Origin of the sequence: Nostoc sp. (genome assembly GCF_036919495.1) — a bacterium.
Classification (GTDB): Bacteria; Cyanobacteriota; Cyanobacteriia; order Cyanobacteriales; family Nostocaceae; genus Nostoc.
Genome location: NZ_JBALBZ010000046.1, coordinates 1 through 18985, shown reverse-complemented (window position 1 = coordinate 18985; position 18985 = coordinate 1). Strand labels below are relative to the sequence as shown.

The 18985-nt window shown below is 40.5% G+C and carries 15 protein-coding genes and 1 other RNA gene; 11 read left to right on the top strand and 5 right to left on the bottom strand.

Annotated features, from left to right (window positions below; all coding sequences use genetic code 11):
* Positions 1–5: 5 nt before the first annotated feature.
* Entirely contained in the window at positions 6–1982 is a 1977-nt protein-coding gene (locus V7K25_RS05890; RefSeq protein ID WP_335155943.1) for a DNA cytosine methyltransferase, read from the bottom strand.
* Positions 1983–2222: 240 nt separating this feature from the next.
* Positions 2223–2546, bottom strand: coding sequence for a hypothetical protein (locus tag V7K25_RS05885; protein ID WP_181373898.1), 324 nt, complete (start codon positions 2544–2546; stop codon positions 2223–2225).
* A 526-nt stretch (positions 2547–3072) separates the two neighbouring features.
* On the opposite strand from V7K25_RS05885, the gene V7K25_RS05880 reads away from it, so the two are divergent.
* The 10 genes from V7K25_RS05880 to V7K25_RS05835 all read left to right on the top strand — a co-directional run bounded on the left by V7K25_RS05880 (position 3073) and on the right by V7K25_RS05835 (position 15627).
* Positions 3073–3225, top strand: a complete 153-nt coding sequence (locus V7K25_RS05880) for a lmo0937 family membrane protein (RefSeq protein ID WP_335155940.1) — start codon at positions 3073–3075, stop codon at positions 3223–3225.
* A 270-nt stretch (positions 3226–3495) separates the two neighbouring features.
* Positions 3496–4020: a pentapeptide repeat-containing protein gene (locus tag V7K25_RS05875; RefSeq protein WP_335155938.1), complete on the top strand. Its 525-nt coding sequence runs from the start codon at positions 3496–3498 to the stop codon at positions 4018–4020.
* Complete coding sequence (locus tag V7K25_RS05870) at positions 4017–5171, top strand: 5-(carboxyamino)imidazole ribonucleotide synthase (protein ID WP_335155936.1); 1155 nt, start codon at positions 4017–4019, stop codon at positions 5169–5171. The genes V7K25_RS05875 and V7K25_RS05870 overlap by 4 nt, the downstream gene beginning before the upstream one ends.
* Positions 5172–5231: 60 nt before the next feature.
* A non-coding RNA gene (gene ssrS / locus V7K25_RS05865) (6S RNA) lies at positions 5232–5415 on the top strand.
* 193 nt (positions 5416–5608) lie between these two features.
* Positions 5609–10996: a trifunctional serine/threonine-protein kinase/ATP-binding protein/sensor histidine kinase gene (locus V7K25_RS05860; protein WP_335155934.1), complete on the top strand. Its 5388-nt coding sequence runs from the start codon at positions 5609–5611 to the stop codon at positions 10994–10996.
* Between the two features lie 167 nt (positions 10997–11163).
* Positions 11164–12429, top strand: coding sequence for a M16 family metallopeptidase (locus V7K25_RS05855; protein WP_335155932.1), 1266 nt, complete (start codon positions 11164–11166; stop codon positions 12427–12429).
* A gap of 73 nt (positions 12430–12502) precedes the next feature.
* Complete coding sequence (locus tag V7K25_RS05850) at positions 12503–13774, top strand: M16 family metallopeptidase (RefSeq protein ID WP_335155930.1); 1272 nt, start codon at positions 12503–12505, stop codon at positions 13772–13774.
* Between the two features lie 89 nt (positions 13775–13863).
* Complete coding sequence (locus tag V7K25_RS05845; protein ID WP_442948065.1) at positions 13864–14889, top strand: peptidoglycan-binding protein; 1026 nt, start codon at positions 13864–13866, stop codon at positions 14887–14889.
* Between the two features lie 232 nt (positions 14890–15121).
* Positions 15122–15244, top strand: coding sequence for a hypothetical protein (locus V7K25_RS05840; RefSeq protein ID WP_335155928.1), 123 nt, complete (start codon positions 15122–15124; stop codon positions 15242–15244).
* A gap of 29 nt (positions 15245–15273) precedes the next feature.
* Complete coding sequence (locus V7K25_RS05835; RefSeq protein ID WP_335155927.1) at positions 15274–15627, top strand: phage holin family protein; 354 nt, start codon at positions 15274–15276, stop codon at positions 15625–15627.
* Between the two features lie 5 nt (positions 15628–15632).
* On the opposite strand, the gene V7K25_RS05830 is transcribed toward V7K25_RS05835, so the two are convergent.
* From V7K25_RS05830 to argS, 3 genes are all read right to left on the bottom strand, one after another.
* Positions 15633–16121 (bottom strand): cobalamin biosynthesis protein, encoded by a 489-nt coding sequence (locus V7K25_RS05830; protein ID WP_335155925.1) that lies wholly within the window; start codon positions 16119–16121, stop codon positions 15633–15635.
* A gap of 16 nt (positions 16122–16137) precedes the next feature.
* Entirely contained in the window at positions 16138–16701 is a 564-nt protein-coding gene (locus tag V7K25_RS05825) for a Uma2 family endonuclease (RefSeq protein WP_335155923.1), read from the bottom strand.
* A gap of 139 nt (positions 16702–16840) precedes the next feature.
* Positions 16841–18604 (bottom strand): arginine--tRNA ligase, encoded by a 1764-nt coding sequence (argS, locus tag V7K25_RS05820; protein WP_335155921.1) that lies wholly within the window; start codon positions 18602–18604, stop codon positions 16841–16843.
* A 193-nt stretch (positions 18605–18797) separates the two neighbouring features.
* Here argS and V7K25_RS05815 point away from each other — a divergent pair.
* A partial coding sequence (locus V7K25_RS05815) for a type II toxin-antitoxin system HicB family antitoxin (protein ID WP_335155919.1) occupies positions 18798–18985 on the top strand: 188 nt, incomplete at its 3' end.

Below are 18985 nucleotides of genomic sequence, written 5' to 3'. Positions count from 1 at the left end.
TCTGTTTATAGATTTTTGCGAAGTTGCACGCTTTTAGGGTTTAGTGTAGGAAAGGCATAAGGAATCAAATACTCACCTTTGGGAATTTGTGGGTTTGTGTTGTGATTTCTAACTTCGTAACCCATAACTCGCAGAGATTGAAGATAGGAGAAGATATCTTCTGCTTTCACACCCCATCGGTCTGCCAGCTCTGTAGCTGAAAGTTGAGCAGCAGTACCAATACACCTCGTCACACATTGGATTACACGCCAAAGTGGTTTAACTTTCAACTGAGGATTAAAAGTTATTATTCCACTAATTCGGGGATTGTATTGATAATATCCAGATAACTGAACTAAATCCGCTTTTCCTGTAGCTTCAGTTAACTTTTCTTCAAAAGCTTTCCAAAGAGATGTATATAACCATGTATCAAGAGCCTTAGCACAAAGCTTAACTGAACACGTTCCCAGAACCCATTCATCATGACCGCAAGAGGGATTAATATCTATCACGAATTGATCTTCTTCTTCGCAATTATCATTGATACCTGCTGCGAACAGCCAACAAGAATCATTCAAATCGTAGGATATATAAATTTTTACACCTTCAGAAGTTTGTTCTGTTGTCCAAGAAAAATCAGCAGATAAAAATCTGACCATTTTTCCTTTACCTTCGTATTGAAAACGAGGTATAGATAAAAATTTTCCTGCTTGACGTAAATCTGCAATTGCAGATTTAGCCTTTTGAGAATAAATTTCCGTTAACTTTCTCTTGCGCTGGCGAAAACCTAGTTTTTTATTTTCAGGTAAGTAACTTATAGGGAAAGGTAATTTAAATTTAATTACTTGTTCTAAAATACTAAGAGCCAATATCCGCCCAAGTTGAGGAGGCACTGAATTTCCAATTTGTTCAATAGAAACCTGCCTATTACCAATAAGTTCATAGTCATCAGGAATAGTTTGTAATCTTTTTAACTCTGCAATTGATAATTTCCGATTTTCCCAACTGAAAGGCCCTGTATATTGTCCTCCCTGTGCTTTAATTGTTCGTACTGGATTTGTTGGATCTGCTTTGTATAGAAAATCTGAAAACTTTGATCTCCAGCTAAATATTGGGTTAGGATAGCCCATCTCTTTTGTATAAAAACTATAGTTAAGTCCAGGTGGAATATGTTCGAGTAGATGTCCAAAACGTCCGCCTAAACCTATTTCCATTTCTGAAATATCAGCGCCTTCTACAGCTTCTCCTGCTGAATAATAAGAATTTTGATTCAGAGAATCTGGGCCATGAGTAGGATAGGGAAATAAATATTCGCCTTCTTTTAATCCAACAATAAATAAACGTTCTCGATGTTGAGGTACTCCATAATCAGCAGCATCAAGAATCCGAAAATAAATATTGTAGCCAACTTCTCTAAAAGCTTTTTGAATTTCTTGCCAAGCTTTTCCTCCATTGGCTCCAGTTATTCCATACACATTTTCAAATAAGAATCCTTTCGGCTTAAGTACATTGAGAATACGAACATATTCTTGAAATAATGTACCTCTAGCATCTGTTGTTCCAGACACTCCAGCAGCTCTACGTCCGGCAGCAGAGAAAGTTTGACAAGGAGGGCCTCCAATAATAAAGTCTACTGTAAGATGAGATTCAGGTAAATAATCTCTAATATCAATGCAAACAGCTTCAGAGCCTTCTAGCCATTTCTCTGGTAAAGAATTCCTTTGTAAAGTTTGAACATACTTGGCTTCAAGCTCTACCATTTGAATGATTTCAAAGCCAGCATCATGAAATCCAATGTCTAATCCACCACCACCAGAAAATAAGCTGAGTGTTTTAATGGGAGTATGTCCCTGCTCCATCAGCCATTGGCGGAGAGATTTACCAAAATTGTCAGTCCATGCTGGTTCTTGCCTGACTCTAAGAATGGCTAAAATATCTTGGAACCAAGTTTTATTAATTGGCTCGGAGCTAGACAAATCGAGGAAAAGAGACAACTGTTGCATTGCGTAATCTAAAATATAGCGGTTGGAGGTTGTGTACAATATTCTTTGGTGGGACAAAGTTGCTAAAGACTAGAATAGTGTATCCAATCCATCTACCCCTGAAAAAATCTGCCCAAGTTAAATCCCTATCCCAAAGGTCAACCGATATATCGTGATTTCATCTCTTTTTCTGAAATTAAAAACTGCTCTTGCTGAAAGTAGACAAGAGCAGTTTTTAATTGCAAAGCCCAAAATAAGAATTTAGGCATCTTCAAGTTCAAATTGAGCTACCGTAACGGCGTTAAAAGCGAAAGCTAAAACTAATGGCATTGGTGATTGCAACCAAAAGGTACAGAGAACAGCTAGGATTGTGCCAATTACTGCGGACATCGACCACAATCTTTCTTCAAAAGTCAACCCCTTCTCGGCTTTAATCACTCTGAGAACGTGAACTGGAATTGGTTCCGGCATTACCCCACCCGGAGGGAAAGCCCAGAAGTTGTTACGTCGCTCTACAAATAAATCTGTCCAGCCATTTTCTTGGCACCATGCCTCAATCCATTGAAGTGAGTAATGATTCATCATCGGGTTTCAGAGTTCGGTTTGTGGAAGTTGTGTACTTGGTGAATGTAAACTCTTAGAGATTCCTGAAGAACTAACTAATTCGCTATAAAATTAACGCTAATTATCCAATTTTTAAGCTTTGTTAAGCAAGTTGAGACGTATATAATAACGCTCAAACCTTACTTTCATTAATTAAAAGATTAACAGTTGATGGAGGTTGTTAAATTTAAAAGACAATAAACTTTACTTGAAACATTGAAAATCAAGAATTGTAAATAAGCTCATGAGTATTACTGCTTAAGAAAACTCTTTATATCTAGAAATTCAAATCTTAAAATGAAGAATTGTAAACAAATCTACAAGCTTAGGCTCAGTCATAGAGGAAATGGAATTGCGGGTAAGGTCAAAAGGTTAATTTTTAATTAATTTTATTTCTTAAGAAAGATGATTTAAATTTCTATACCTCTCTAAGGGTAAATAGAATCAAAGTGAAGCTAGGAGTAAGATATCTAATGAAATAAAAACTTACTTGATTCAAATCAAATATATGTTGAGTATACTTTGGGGTATTGTTGTTGTACTGATTGCTTTTTGGGGATTAGGACTGGCACTTCATATTGCCGGAAATTTCATTCATGCAGTGTTGCTTATAGCGATCGCTCTTGCTATCTATAATTTTTTCAAAGCGCGTGATGTGTAAATAGAGTGATTCCCGATCTGGTAAGGTAGGTTTTCAAAGTTACTAAACTTGGCAAAAAAGATTTGAGTGTACCTAAGCTGCTTAGGAAACGCTATATTGCCGTCTAGCTACTAAGGGGGAGAAGCGATGTCTACCACAGGCTACGCATCTACCCTTTTTGCGTTACAAAATATTAAGCTAGGGAAATACACGTTTCCCAAGTCCAGTAGCGAGGCTGGGAGTCTTAATTAAGATGCTCCAGTCTTGCTAATATTCAAATGCGGTAATTAAATGCAGCGATTAGACACCAAATTAGCTTTCAATATATTATGGCGGCAAGGGTTGGCATTCCTTCTAGGAATAATTATATGGTGCGTGGCTGATCCCGCACTGGCTGTAGACTGGACTCATCCGCTTTCATTTAGCAATGCAGAGTTGTCAAGACGTGATTTTTCTGGTGACAGCTTGCAAGCTGCGGAGTTTTCTAACGCCAATATGGAACTGGCTAACTTTTCTAACGCTGACTTGCGGGGAGCAGTCATGAGTGCTTCGGTGATGACGAATGCAAATCTCCACGGGGCTGATTTAACGAATGCAATGGTTGATCAGGTAAACTTGACTAAGGCAGATTTGAGCGATGCAGTTTTCAAAGAAGCTCTTTTGCTCCGCGCCATATTTAATGATGTGAATATAGACGGTGCAGATTTTACAGATGCAATTTTGGATAGAGCGCAAATCAAAGAACTGTGCGGTAAAGCCAGTGGTGTGAATTCCAAAACAGGCGTGCAAACTCGTGATTCTTTAGGATGTCAATGAAACGTGTTGGTGTAATTGGTGGCGGACAACTTGCCTGGATGATGGCGGATGCAGCACAGACGCTAGGAGTAAAATTGGTAGTACAAACTCCTAGTGAACATGACCCGGCTGTGTCAATTGCCAAAGAAACTGTTTTCGCCCCAGTTGATGACGCAACTGCTACGGAAATATTAGCTCAAAAATGCGATGTTATCACCTTTGAAAACGAATTTGTTAACTTAGATGCTTTATCTATTTTAGCACACCAAGGTGTTTGTTTTCGTCCCAGATTAGAAGCTTTAGCTCCTCTTTTAGATAAATATCATCAGCGTTGCTATTTACGCGACTTAGGCTTACCTGTTCCCCAATTTCTAGCTCTTGACGAGGTAGAAAATCTCAAATCACAAATAGAATATCTAGGTTTTCCAGCAGTCCTCAAATCCCGTCGCCACGGTTACGATGGTCAAGGTACTTTCATAATTCAGGATTTTGCTACTTTAGAGCAAAAGCTAAGTTATAAAACCACAACAAAAACTTTAAATAAATCACTTTTCTTGTTAGAAGAATTTATCCCTTTTGAAAGAGAACTAGCAATTATTGCAGTTCGTTCAGTAGAAGGAGAAATTGTAACTTATCCAGTGGTGGAAACCCAACAAGAACAACAAGTGTGTCGGCGGGTAATTGCACCAGCTGAGATTACGCCTAATCAAGTAGCAGAAATTCAAGCGATCGCACATACTCTATTAAATAGCCTAGAAGTTGTAGGCATTTTTGGAATTGAGCTATTTCTGGGTACTAATGGCAAAATCCTGGTAAATGAAATTGCACCCCGTACCCACAATTCTGGGCATTTTTCTATTGACGCCTGTGAAACTTCGCAGTTTGAGCAGCACCTGAGAGCAGTTTGTGGTTTACCTTTAGGAAATCCGGCTTTGCAGTGCGCCAGCGCTGTAATGGTGAACCTACTGGGGTATGAAAATTCTCATAACGACTACCAAAGCCAGCGTCAACAAATAGCAGAAATTCCCCAGGCACACGTTCACTGGTATGGGAAGACTCAATCACGTCCTGGACGGAAGTTGGGGCATGTCACCGTTTTGCTAGATAATCAGAATCGAGAATCGAGAAGTGCCATCGCCCACAGCATAGAATCTATCTGGTATCCCAGGTAAATTTTCAGAAACTTTCGATGTTGAACACACAACATCTTTTGAAAAGCTATAATGAGTTAAGTTCAACTACGACGTTGGTGACTGCCATCAAGTTTTTTGATCTATGCCTTTAATGACAAGGGAGTCAACTGTTCTCGTGGCAGTATACCGGGCATGTACCCGGAAACTTTAAACGAGGAATTTAGGTTCCCACCTGGATAAACCCAGGTCATAAACTTAGGTAAAACGGCGTCGCGGTGAACTTAAAATTATTAGCTTCCAAAGTCAATGAGAATTTGGGAGCTTTAATTATTTAAATCAGTATTAGTCGTACTAAAAATTAGAAATTCTAAACTAACGTGAGTTCGATGAATCTTCATTTAAAATGAGCGAACTTACAGTAAATATTGCCATATTTTTGGGAAAACTAGATAGTAAAGTCTCAAGAATTAAACCCTATGGTCAGCATTCCCGGATATGACGTTAGCCAAGAACTCTACAACGGTTCAAGAACCTTAGTTTATCGCGCTAATCGAGAGACTGACCAAAAATCTGTGGTGATTAAGCTGATGAAAACTGCTTATCCCAGCTTCAGTGAATTGGTACAGTTTCGCAACCAGTTCACCATCGCCAAAAATCTGAATCTACCTGGAATCATCCAAACCTACAGCCTGGAATCCTATCAGAATGGCTATGCGTTAGTGATGGAAGACTTTGGGGGAATTTCCTTGAAGGAATGGAGAGTGGGGGGAAGAGTCGAATCTCTGATGGAGTTTTTACAAATTGCGATCGCTCTGTGTAATGCATTAGATATTGTAATTCGTAATCGGATCATTCACAAAGATATTAAACCCGCCAATATTTTAATTAATCCAGAAACTAAAGAAGTTAAGTTAATTGACTTTAGTATTGCATCTCTGTTACCACGAGAAACTCAAATCCTGATGAGTCCTAATGTGTTAGAAGGGACACTCGGCTATTTATCTCCAGAGCAAACTGGACGCATGAATCGGGGAATTGATTACCGGACTGACTTTTATTCACTGGGTGTAACATTTTACGAGTTACTAACTGGGGAATTACCATTTAAATCGCACGAACCGATGGAATTGCTACATTGTCATATTGCCAAACTTCCGCCTTTAGTACATGAGATTAATCCGCAAATTCCGCCTGTACTCTCATCTATTGTTAGCAAGTTGATGGCGAAAAATGCCGAAGACCGCTATCAGAGTGCATTTGGGCTGAAATATGATTTAGAAAATTGTTTACATCAACTAAAAGAAACGGGGAAAATTGCAAGTTTCCTAATTGCTCAACGGGATGTGTGCGATCGCTTCATTATCCCAGAAAAACTCTATGGTCGCGAGCATGAAGTTGAAACTCTGCTAAAAGCATTTGACAGGGTTACCAACAATCAGACGGAACTAATGCTGGTGGCTGGTTTTTCTGGTATTGGTAAAACTGCTTTGGTCAATGAGGTTCATAAACCCATTGTCCGGCAAAGGGGCTACTTCATCAAAGGCAAATTTGACCAATTTAATCGTAATATTCCCTTCTTTGCTTTTGTGCAGGCGTTTAGAGACTTAATGGGGCAATTACTGAGTGAAAGTGATGCCCAATTGTCAACTTGGAAAAATAAAATTTTACAAGTGCTGGGCGAGCAGGGGCAAGTCATTCTTGAGGTAATTCCCGAACTAGAACAAATTATTGGTCAACAACCACCTGCAACGGAACTTTCACCCAATGCAGCCCAGAATCGTTTTAATTTACTCTTTCAAAAGTTCATTCAAGTATTCACCACAAAAGAACATCCATTAGTAATTTTCCTCGATGATTTGCAATGGGCCGATTCTACATCGCTCAAATTGATGCAGTTGCTGATGAATGAGTCAGGAAGTGGATCTTTACTTTTAATTGGTGCTTATCGGGATAATGAAGTTTCTGCTGCTCATCCATTGATATTGACATTAGATGAAATTGCCAAAGCTAATGCTACTATTAACAAAATTACATTAGCTCCGTTGAGTGAAAGAAGTTTAAATCAACTGGTTGCTGATACCCTAAATTGTTCGCTAGAAACTACAGAAATACTCACACAGTTAGTTTATCAGAAAATTAAGGGAAATCCATTTTTTAGTACACAGTTTTTCAAAGCACTGTATCAAGATAGGCTAATTAAGTTTGATTTAGATAGCGGAAGCTGGCAGTGTAATATTGCCCAGTTGAAAGCGTTAGCCTTGACAGATGATGTGGTTGACTTTATGGTGTTACAGTTGCGTAAATTGCCAGAATCAACGCAGGATGTTTTGAAATTAGCGGCTTGTATTGGGAATCAATTTGATTTGGCAACATTGGCAATTGTTTCTGAAAATTCCGAAACCGAAACAGCAACATACCTCTGGAAAGGATTACAAGAGGGATTAATCATACCACAAAGCGAAGTTTACAAATTCTATGTTGGGCGGGAAACACAGGATTTAGCACAAAGCTCGCTAACTGTAAATTATAAATTTTTACACGATCGCGTTCAACAAGCAGCTTATGCATTAATCCCAGAGTCAAAAAAGCAATCCATCCATCTGCAAATTGGCCAACTGCTATTAAGCAAAATATCCATTATAAAGCAGGAAGAGAGAATTTTTGAGATTGTTAATCAGTTGAATATTGGTGTAAAGCTAATCACTCAGGCGTCTGAGAGAGAACAATTAGCAAAGTTAAATTTGCTGGCTGGGCAAAAAGCCAAACTATCCACTGCTTATGCTAATACAATGGAATATATCAGTTGCGGTATTCAGCTATTGAGAACAGATAGCTGGCAGCAACAATATTCACTCACATTAGCCTTGTATGAAGAAGCTGCTTCGGCAGCCTATTTCATGGGTCAATTTGACCAGGTAGAAGAGTTTGTTAAGCAAGTGCAAGACCATGCTAACGTCTTACTAGATAAAGTGAAATCGATTGAGATCCAAATTCAATCTTATTTAGCTCAGAGTCGTTTTGATGATTCGATTCGGAGTGCGATCGCACTGCTAAATCTCTTAGGTGTCAAACTATCCGATCGAGCAAATCAAACGCAAACATTCCTTAGTTTAGCCCAAACAAAATTACGACTTTTAGGTAAATCTCCTTTAAGTTTGATTGATTTACCTGACATGACGAGGGACAAACAACTGGCAGCAATCCGAATTCTGGCTAGTACGAATTCAACGGCTTATATTGCTCGTCCAGATTTACTCCCACAAATAATCTTGAGCGAAGTCAATTTATCGATGCAGTACGGTAATGCAGCAGCATCTGCATTTGGCTATGCTTGGTATGGATTGATTGAGTGTGGCATTCTGGGAAATATTGAGTCAGGTTATAAATTTGGTCAATTAGCATTACAAGTTCTCGACAAATTCCATAGCAAGGAATTCAAAGCTAGAACTTTCTTCATTGTTCAAACATTTATTAATCACTGGCATCAACCCCTTCAAGACACAATTGCACCATTAATCGAAGCCTATCAAGTGGGTTTAGAAACAGGAGATATAGAATATGCTGCTTGGGCTAGCTATAGCTGTAGTTTTCATGGATACTTGATGGGGCAGGAATTGGCTGAGTTAGAAAAACAGATGGGTGACTATGCTGAAGTTTACAGCCATTTCAAACAAGAAAAACCTCAGACGTATATTAATTCATTTCGCCAAGCCATGTTGAATTTGTTGGGATCTACTAATCCCAGTTACTTATCGGGTGCTATTTATGATGCACAAACTATTTGTCCATTACAAAAGCAAGCAGGCGATCGCACTGGATTGTGCTTTAGCTATACCAATGAACTGATACTTTGCTACCTATTTGAAAACTATACCGGAGCATCTGAGGCTGCAATTAATGCAATAACCTATTTAGATGGGGTAACATCGGCAGCAGTTGTACCAATAGTTTATTTTTATCAGGCACTAACGCAACTGATTCTCTATTCAACAGCAAAAGCTACCGAGAAAAAGCAGATTCTTAAAAAAGTAACATCCTATCAAAAAAAGCTGAAAAAATGGGCGCATCACGCCCCAAGAAATCATCAACACAAATTTTACTTAATCGAAGCAGAACGGCATCGGATTTTGCGGCAAAAGAACAAAGCAATGGAACTTTACGATCGCGCCATTTCTCTTGCTAAAGAAAACGAATACATCCAAGAAGAAGCTTTGAGTAATGAGTTGGCTGCCAAGTTCTACCTCGACTGGGGCAAAGAAAAAATCGCCCAAGCTTACATGCAAGAAGCTTATTATTGCTATGCCCGTTGGGGTGCTAAAGCCAAAACCGAAGATTTAGAAAAACGCTATCCCCAACTCCTTGTTCCCATCTTACAAGGACAACTTAATTGCTTTAAATTGAGTTCAACCATCGAGATATCATTACCAAATCAAACCATCCACACAAATATTTCTAGTAGCAGTATTTCTGAAGTCCTCGACTTGTCCACCATCTTTAAAGCTTCACAAGCTCTCTCCAGTGAAATTCAATTAGAGCAATTACTTACTACACTATTGCAAGTGGTGATGGAAAATGCTGGGGCACAAAAAGCTGCATTGCTGGTACTCCAACAGGACGACTTAGTGCTTGAAACCATAGCTACCATCAATGAAGGAATCACCCTGCTATCTGTACCATTGTCAATCAGCGAAGGCATTCCCCTTACACTGATAAACTCTGTCAAACGCAGTTTAAAAACTGTTGTGCTGGATGATGCAACAGCACAAACTGATTTTATCCCCGATCCATATTTAATGCAGCAACAACCTAAGAGTGTGTTGTGTACGCCGATATTAAATCAAGGTAAACTTATCGGGCTGCTATATTTAGAAAATGCGCTGACAATTGGTGCATTTACGAGCGATCGCACCGAAGTTATCCAACTACTATGCGCTCAAGCCGCCATCTCTCTAGAAAATGCCCGCCTTTATCAAGAATCTCAAAATTATGCCCATCAACTAGAGCGATCGCTGCAAGAAGTTGAGCAAGCCCAACTACAAATGGTGCAAAATGAAAAAATGGCAACCTTGGGTAATTTAGTTGCTGGGGTGGCACATGAAATTAATAATCCCATTGGATTTCTCAAAGGCAGCCTCAACAATGCCCAAGAGTATACTCAAGACTTACTCGCTCATATCCAATCCTACCAACAACATTATCCGACTCCTGCGATCGCAGTCATTAAGCATAGCGAAAAAATTGACCTAGAATTCCTAACTGAAGACTTACCAAAGCTAGTAAGTTCGATGAAGATGGCAAGCGATCGCATTGAAGACATTAGTAACAGTCTCCGCACCTTCTCCAGAGCCGATACAGCCGGAAAAGTTGCTTGTAATCTTCATGAAGGGATTGAGAGTACGCTGTTGATTTTGAAGTATCGCCTCAAAGCTGACGAAAAACGTCCAGCGATCGAAGTCATCACCGAATATGGAAAATTACCAGAAGTCAAGTGCTTTTTAGGACAGCTAAATCAAGTATTTATGAACATCCTCGCTAATGCAATTGATGTCTTCGATACATCCATTCAAGGGCGTTCTTTCGCCCAAGTGAAAGCCGATCATCAGCAAATACTAATTCACACTGAAGTATCCAGTGACCAACGCACAGTAACAATTTGCATCAAAGATAACGCTCAGGGGATGCCAGAGGAGATTAGATCGCGGATTTTTGACCACCTGTTTACAACTAAAGAGGTTGGAAAGGGAACGGGATTAGGATTAGCCATCGCTCGTCAAATTGTCGAGGAAACCCATGATGGGCGGTTGAGTTGCAATTCTGTGCTTGGCGAAGGAACAGAATTTGTCATTGAGATTCCAGTGTCTTAATTAATTTGGAATTTTCCTCTCAATGCATAACACTTCTAATTTTTCGGTAGTGCAAAGAACAACAACAGCAAAATTCTACAAAATCTGTATAACTTGATTCTAAAATAGGTATCATTCAGAGTTAAGATAACAAAATTATCTGAAATTGTGGTTAAAACTACAAAAAATTGTTAAAACAACTAACTAATACCCTATTTCCAGCCTCGGTCTTCCGACTAGAGAGTGGTTTAACTTTTATTCATCAAGAAATTCCCACTACTCCTGTAGTTGTGGCGGATGTTTGGGTGCGTGCTGGAGCCAGCTTAGAGCCAAAACCGTGGTTTGGCATGGCGCACTTTTTAGAACACATGATTTTTAAAGGTACGGCAACGCTACCCCCTGGAATGTTCGATTCCCAAGTTGAAAATCGGGGAGGCGTCAGTAATGCGGCGACAAGCTATGATTATGCTCATTATTCACTCACCACAGCTGCTCCTTATTTAAAAGATACTCTGCCCCATTTGGGAGAACTCCTGCTGAATGCGGCAATTCCAGAAGATGAATTTAGCCGCGAACGGGACGTGGTGCTAGAGGAAATTCGTTCTTGTCAGGACGATTCCGACTGGATAGGATTTCAAGCCCTGATTCAAAGCATCTATCCGCATCACCCTTACGGACGTTCGGTGTTGGGTACAGAGCAAGAACTGATGCAGCAATCGCCAGAAGCAATGCGCTGTTTTCACCGCACTCACTATCAGCCGGAAAATATGACGGTGGTAATTGCTGGGGGTATAGCCCAGCAACCAGCTTGGGAACTAGTAAATAATTCATTTGCTGATTTTGCCGAACGCTCTAATTGTCCGCAGTTTGAGAAAGTCACAAAGCCAGTAATAACAGGAATTCACCGTCAAGAACTCTGTTTACCGCGCATAGAACAAGCGCGATTGTTGATGGCGTGGCTCGTACCCGGAGTAGAAGAAATCCGCACTGGCTTTGGTTTAGATTTGTTATCAGTGTTACTCGCAGAAGGGCGAACTTCGCGTTTAGTGCGTGATTTGCGAGAAGATTTGCAATTGGTGCAGGGAATTTACAGTAGTTTTTCTCTACAACGGGAATCAAGCTTATTTACAATTACTGCCTGGTTGGAACCAGAAAATCTGGAGGAAGTTGAGTCTTTAATTTGCGCTCATTTGGATGATTTGCAGACTAGAGGAATTAGTGAACAGGAACTTGCCCGTACACGCAGGCTACTATGTAATGAGTATGCGTTTTCTACCGAAACGCCAAATCAACTGACAGGGCTTTATGGATATTACAATACCATCGCCCAAGCTGAATTAGCTGTGACATATCCGCAGCAGATTCAGTCTTTTGATGCCAAAGAACTGCAAAAATTAGCTAAACAGTATCTTTCCCCAGAGAATTACGCGGTTACTGTACTTAAACCGTGTTAGTCATTAGTTATTAGTCATTAGCAAAAGACAAATGACCAATAACAAAGGACAAATTACAAAGGACAAACGATAAATGACAACCTTGCTGCAAAAATCGCCTATCCATCGCACTGTATTGAACAATGGCATTGTCGTGCTGGTGGCAGAAAATCCTGCTGCGGATATTATTGCAGCACGAATCTTTGTGCGTGCCGGTAGTTGTAACGAAAACCGGGAGCAAGCAGGGTTGGCACATTTGCTATCAGCAGTGATGACAAAGGGCTGCGATGGACTTTCTAGTTTGGAAATTGCAGAAAAAGTCGAGTCTGTAGGGGCGAGTTTGAGCGCGGATGCTGGCACTGATTATTTTTTGCTATCTTTCAAGACGGTAACATCCGATTTTGGAGAAATTCTAACATTGGCAGGGCGGATTTTGCGATCGCCTACTTTTCCCGAAACTCAAGTGGAACTAGAACGGCGTTTAGCACTCCAGGATATTCGTTCTCAAAAAGAGCAACCGTTCAATGTCGCCTTTGAACAAATGCGGCAGGTAATGTACCAAAATCATCCATATTCCATGTCGGTGCTGGGAGATGAAACCACCATGAGTAGCTTAAATCGTGCAGATTTAGTGGATTATCACCAGACTTATTTCCGTCCAGATAATGTAGTAATTAGTATTGCAGGTAGAGTCACAGCCACAGATGCAACCGCGTTGGTGGAAGAAGTTTTTGCTGATTGGCAAGCGCCAGCCCAAGCACTACCAATACTGAATTTACCTGAAATTAAGGTGGAACCGCAGGTAAGAGTTAAGCCAGTACAAACACAACAATCAATCGTGATGCTTGGTTATTTGGGAACATCAGTGAGTTCTGTTGATTACGCCGCACTGAAGTTGCTGTGTACCTACTTGGGAAATGGGCTTTCTAGTCGCTTGTTTGTTGAATTGCGGGAAAAGCGCGGTTTAGCTTACGAAGTATCCGCCTTTTACTCCACAAGGCTATTTCCAGCCTCATTTGTGGTTTATATGGGTACAGCACCGGAAAATACCAGCATCGCCCTAGAAGGACTGCGTACAGAAGTAGATTTATTGTCTACCACCGAAGTATCTGATAGCGCCCTTCAAGCTGCTAAAAATAAGATTTTGGGGCAGTACGCCTTGGGTAAACAAACGAACGGGCAAATTGCTCAGATATACGGTTGGTATGAAATTTTGGGCTTAGGAATTGATTTTGATACAAAGTTCCAAGAATTGATTGCGGCGGTGACTGCCAAGGATGCCATCGCTTCAGCTCGTAAGTATTTAAAAGAGCCTTACTTGTCTTTAGTTGGTCAAGAAGAAGCAATTAATCGAGCGATCGCATAACTGAAAATGTAGAATCGTAAAATGCAGCAGCTGTTTTTTAGACCAAGCGGCTGTACCATTAGCATGAGAATATTCTGGGAGTGAATTCCATGCAAAGCAGCCTGACAGCAAGTATTTTGAGTTACTTAAAATTACTAGACCCAACTGTAAATCGCTGTAGGATGGAAAAACGGCCAAAGGGTCGGTGGCCAAGGAGGTCTAAATCTTTATTAGCCATTGAAATACTCTTGTTCTCCACTACGCCTCTAATTATTGCCTCAACGGCTGTAGTATCAATAGCAGCGCCACAAAAAATTGCCCAAATAAATCCTCAAGATAGCATCAACCGCCCTATCCTCAAAGTTGGTAGCCAAGGCGAACGCGTATCTGAACTTCAAGCAGCTCTGAAACTTTTGGGTTTTTATTCTGGTGCTGTAGATGGTACATATAGTGAGAATACAGCCAGTGCTGTTTCCCGGTTTAAACAAGCTGCTGGTTTGAATCCAGATGGCATTGTTGATGCCAGCACTTGGCAACGACTTTTCCCTAATCAACCAGTAGCAGCATCAACCATCCCTTCATCTCAGCCAAGATTTAACTCAGCTAACAATTTTCCTGTTCCAACCCAGGCTAGCAACCTCACCAACGTTGCAAATCCTAATCCTCCAAGACAAGCTGTAACACAAGTTCCGACTAGCCCTGAACAAAGAGCTACTACCCCGAAAAAAGCTGTAACACGAGTTGCGACTAGCCCTGAGCCAAGACCTGCTACCCCAAGAAAAACTACAACTTCAAGCACACAAAAAACGCCGAAGCGTACTACATCAACTACTGGAAGTCAATCAACTACACGGACTGGACAAACTAATCGAACTCAGCTAAACACAACCACTAAGCGAACCCCTGGTATTCAATACACCTCAGAAGGATTGCCAATTTTGCGTATAGGATTACGTGGTTCTGAAGTTGTTAAGTTGCAGCAACAACTGAAAAAGCTTGGTTTATTAAAAGGCGATGCCGATGGAGACTTTGGCGAGACAACCGAAGCAGCTGTGAAAGCTGCACAAACGCGCTATGGTTTAGAAGCTGACGGTGTAGTTGGTGGCTCTACCTGGGAGGTTCTTTTGCGGCGTTAGCCCCAACAGCGTTAGGCTGATACTAAAGTTGCCATCCACTATAGTGCAATTTTGGCAGTTTCCTTAATGACTTTGGAACTTGCTAGTGGTAAATACCCTCTTTTAGGTACAGAGGTTTCTCTCGGTCGAGAAACCTCTATAGAATTTTGGCTGCTCAATTAATTTTTGATGAATTTAATTCGTGGTACATCCTGCAATACGATAAAGATACACCGATTAAAAGTATCTCTCTATGCCAGCACAAAAAAATTACATTGCTTTTGGGCTGACAAAAGATGATGGCAACTTTAAGAGTCAAGCACAACGACACCTGATAGTGTTACAGATCACAGCTGTAAATAGTGAAATTAATTAAACTTACTGCTAATTCCTCTAAAAAAACTTATGCAACACTTTTTATTAACTTGGTTCGGTACTGCGGTGGCGTTATTTCTGACTGCTAATATCGTTCCGGGATTCTTTATCAAGAATTTTTTGACTGCCTTGATAGCTGCCCTTGTTATTGGTCTGGTTAATGCATTTGTTAGACCAATTTTACAGATTTTGACTTTTCCAATTACCTTGCTCACCTTTGGTTTATTTACATTGGTAATCAACGCTTTAACCCTTTGGTTAGCAAGTACCTTGACTCCTGGTTCTGGTTTTGAGATTCAGGGCTTTTTACCTGCTTTGTTAGGTTCCATTGTGCTAGCTATTGTTTCTAGTGTAATTAACTATTTTTTAAGAGTTGTTGACTAGATAAATTAATTAGGTTTTGTAATACTCATATTTGAGGCTTGGGCAACAGCTAGCGTTACCGCTCCTGGTTGCCCTTTTAGCTGGAAAATTTGTTTAGGAATTACGAATCTCACTGCCAATGCTTCTATGGTGGTAAAAGGGGAAGCAGTCAACAATGGGGTTTGAATAACTGCAAGAATAGCAGCTGCTTCTGCTACGCTAGGTGTACCTACTTTGTGGTCGGTAATTGTGGCAGGGTTGGGGACACAGACAGAGCGAAGGATTTGAGCAGAAAAGGTTTTTAGGGGCAAATTGCGTAGGTTGCAAAGTTCTATTAAACCAACTTCCGAAGCTTTAGTGTCAATGGTAGCAATCCCTGCGATCGCACTTTGAAAAAGTTGATTTTCTCGAAATATTTGCTCAATTGCTTGATCGAGCAACTGCCATGATGTTCCCCGTTTACAACCGATTCCTACCCATAAAACCTGTTGCACTTGGTGTATTTCCTTATTCAATTTGTCAGGGTTTGGTTTACTCCAACAGCCAACCAAATAAATTTCCTACTGTCAGCCTCAACTCACTTGCAAAATCTGGCACAGGAAGTAAAGCTTCTAATTCATCCAACATGACTGGCTGTTGATTGCGAATGTACACAAATACCGTTTGTTCTTCTGGATCGATCAACCAAACCATTTGTGTTTCATAATTCAGGCAATGCAGAATATTTTTTGTAACTTTCGTTTGTCTTTGGTCAGGTGATAGAATCTCGATAGTCCAATCGGGAGCTGCTTTGAATACATTGGCAACTTGACCATTTTCGTCACGAGGAATTCTTTGCCAAGTAAACACAGAAACATCTGGCACTATTGACCTTCCACCAAAAGTACACCGCAGTTCTGGATACGCTCGTGCAATGCGCTTGGGCTTTACCGTTAAGTTAATAGTGCTAACCATTTCACCTTGAATTGTACTGTGCTTCCCCTGTGCCATTGGTTTTTGAATAATTTGACCATCGATGTATTCACTAGCTGGTTTCGTTTCTGGTAGCTTCAGAAACTCTGCCAAAGTTATGTTTTTAGATGGTGTCCGTACCATTTGCGATCGCCTCCAAGTCCAGCAATTCTAATTAAAAAACCGCAAAGTACACAAAGAAAAAATCAGTTTAGCTCTTACTCTGCGTACCTACCCTGCGGGAAAGCGAAGCGCCTATGCGCTACCTTTGCGTTAAAAAAAATTACATCCTCTCCAATACCCCAATTCCCAGCAACTCTAATCCCAACTTCAGAGTTCTAGCGGTCAAATCACATAAAACCAAGCGTGATGTCCGTTGCGGTTCCTCCGCCTCCAAAACCTGAACTCCCTGATTACGGTCATAAAACTGATTAAACTTTTTACTCAGTTCATACAAATACTCACATAAACGATTAGGTAGCAAGTCTTGCTCTACACTACTAATAACTTCATCCAGTTGAAGTAAATATTTTGCTAGAGCTAATTCTGTTTCATGCTGTAACAAAACAGCATTGTTTCCCAACTCCTTAAAGTTAATATTACCCTTGCGGCTAATTCCCTGAATCCGGGCATAAGCATACAACATATAGGGCGCAGTATTACCTTTGAAATCCAGCATTTTGTCGTAGCTGAAAATGTAGTTACTAGTGCGGTTTTGACTTAAGTCTGCATATTTAACTGCACTGATCCCAACTACCCTAGCAACTTCATTAATAAAGTCTTCAGTTTCTTGGCGTTCTTCTTCTTGTAATCTAGTTTTTAGGTCAGCATGGGCACGAGAAACAGCTTCATCTAATAAATCCCGCAACCGCACAGTATCCCCAGAACGTGTTTTGAACTTTTTACCATCTTCTCCTAACACTAACCCAAAGGGTACATGCACTAATTCCACATCATCGGGAATCCATCCAGCTTTGCGTGCTACTTGGAAAAATTGAGCAAAGTGGTTTCCTTGTCCAGCATCTGTTACATAAATTATCCGCTTTGCTTGATCCTGCTGAATCCGGTAGCGGAGAGATGCTAAATCTGTTGTGGCATAGTTATAACCACCATCTGATTTCTGCACAATTAATGGCAAAGGTTCACCTTCTCTATTTGTAAACCCTTCTAGAAAAACGCATTTTGCCCCTTGGTTTTCTACCAGTAATCCAGATTTTTCTAAATCTTCCACAACTCCTGGTAATAAGCGGTTATAGAAAGATTCACCCCGTTCAGTTAACTTGATATCCAGCAACTCATAAATTATTTGAAACTCTTGCCGTGATTGTTCGCACAGCAGTTTCCAAGCATGAAGTGTATCCTCCGCACCTGCTTGTAATCTTACGACTTCTTGCCGCGCTGTTTCTTGAAAAGCTGCATCTGTATCAAACCGTTGTTTAGCTTTGCGGTAAAAAGAGACTAAATCACCAATATCTAAAGCATTAGCGGTGGTAAGTGCATCTGGGTAAACTTCCCGCAGATAGGCAATTAACATGCCAAACTGCGTACCCCAATCACCTACATGATTTAACCGTAAAACATCGTGTCCTTGAAATTCTAAAATCCGGGCGATGGAATCACCAATAATCGTAGAACGCAAGTGTCCGACGTGCATTTCTTTGGCAATATTCGGACTGGAAAAATCGACAATTTCGCGCTTCGGCGTTTTCGCGGCTGGAACTCCCAGTCTAGAATCAGCTTGAATCTCGTTCAGTTGTGCTTCGAGGTATGCCGTTTTCAGTTTCAGATTGATAAATCCTGGGCCAGCGATTTCTGGCGGTTCGCAGATTTCGGATACATCTAATTTATCAACGATCGCACCTGCGATCGCTCTTGGTTGCAATGCTTTCTTTTTACTCAGGGATAAAGCCACATTCGCCTGATAATCACCAAATTTAGGATTGCTAGCAGAAACCAAAATTGGATCTACTCCAGCAAAATCAGCGCCAAAAGCCGCAACTATTGCGGCTCTTAGCTGAACTTTTAGTTTTTCTTGTGTAGCGTTCATATATAAATTTTATCTGGGAGAGAGAGAATGTAGCTCTGGAAAAGCTTGATTATTAACTTTAGCATTTCATTTTGAGCCACTCGATTCATGAAGCGATCGCTCCCCAACGCTAGTAGTCTGGTAAGCCAAACGTGAATGTGTCAATTGGTACTCTTAAAAATATCTGGAGACAAGCTCAATTGGAGGAAGAGTAATGCGTTATACAGTTGTGATTGAAAAAGGAGAAACTAGTTACGGCGCTTATGTCCCTGATTTACCCGGTTGTGTAGCTGTGGGTGAAACTTTAGAAGACACTGTTGGCGAAATATTGCTTAACAATTTTGGCAACGTAATATTGCACGAAAATTCTGATTACTTCCGCAGCGATAGGATAATTAAATC

What these genes read in the sequence shown, in the direction of transcription:
- V7K25_RS05885 (WP_181373898.1), bottom strand. Translation starts at nt 2,546, where the DNA reads ATGATGAATCATTACTCACTTCAATGGATTGAGGCATGGTGCCAAGAA.
- V7K25_RS05825 (WP_335155923.1), bottom strand. Translation starts at nt 16,701, where the DNA reads ATGGTACGGACACCATCTAAAAACATAACTTTGGCAGAGTTTCTGAAG.
- argS (WP_335155921.1), bottom strand. Translation starts at nt 18,604, where the DNA reads ATGAACGCTACACAAGAAAAACTAAAAGTTCAGCTAAGAGCCGCAATA.
- V7K25_RS05875 (WP_335155938.1), top strand. Translation starts at nt 3,496, where the DNA reads ATGCAGCGATTAGACACCAAATTAGCTTTCAATATATTATGGCGGCAA.
- V7K25_RS05835 (WP_335155927.1), top strand. Translation starts at nt 15,274, where the DNA reads ATGCAACACTTTTTATTAACTTGGTTCGGTACTGCGGTGGCGTTATTT.
- V7K25_RS05850 (WP_335155930.1), top strand. Translation starts at nt 12,503, where the DNA reads ATGACAACCTTGCTGCAAAAATCGCCTATCCATCGCACTGTATTGAAC.
- V7K25_RS05845 (WP_442948065.1), top strand. Translation starts at nt 13,864, where the DNA reads ATGCAAAGCAGCCTGACAGCAAGTATTTTGAGTTACTTAAAATTACTA.
- V7K25_RS05880 (WP_335155940.1), top strand. Translation starts at nt 3,073, where the DNA reads ATGTTGAGTATACTTTGGGGTATTGTTGTTGTACTGATTGCTTTTTGG.
- V7K25_RS05840 (WP_335155928.1), top strand. Translation starts at nt 15,122, where the DNA reads ATGCCAGCACAAAAAAATTACATTGCTTTTGGGCTGACAAAAGATGAT.
- V7K25_RS05870 (WP_335155936.1), top strand. Translation starts at nt 4,017, where the DNA reads ATGAAACGTGTTGGTGTAATTGGTGGCGGACAACTTGCCTGGATGATG.
- V7K25_RS05860 (WP_335155934.1), top strand. Translation starts at nt 5,609, where the DNA reads ATGGTCAGCATTCCCGGATATGACGTTAGCCAAGAACTCTACAACGGT.
- V7K25_RS05890 (WP_335155943.1), bottom strand. Translation starts at nt 1,982, where the DNA reads ATGCAACAGTTGTCTCTTTTCCTCGATTTGTCTAGCTCCGAGCCAATT.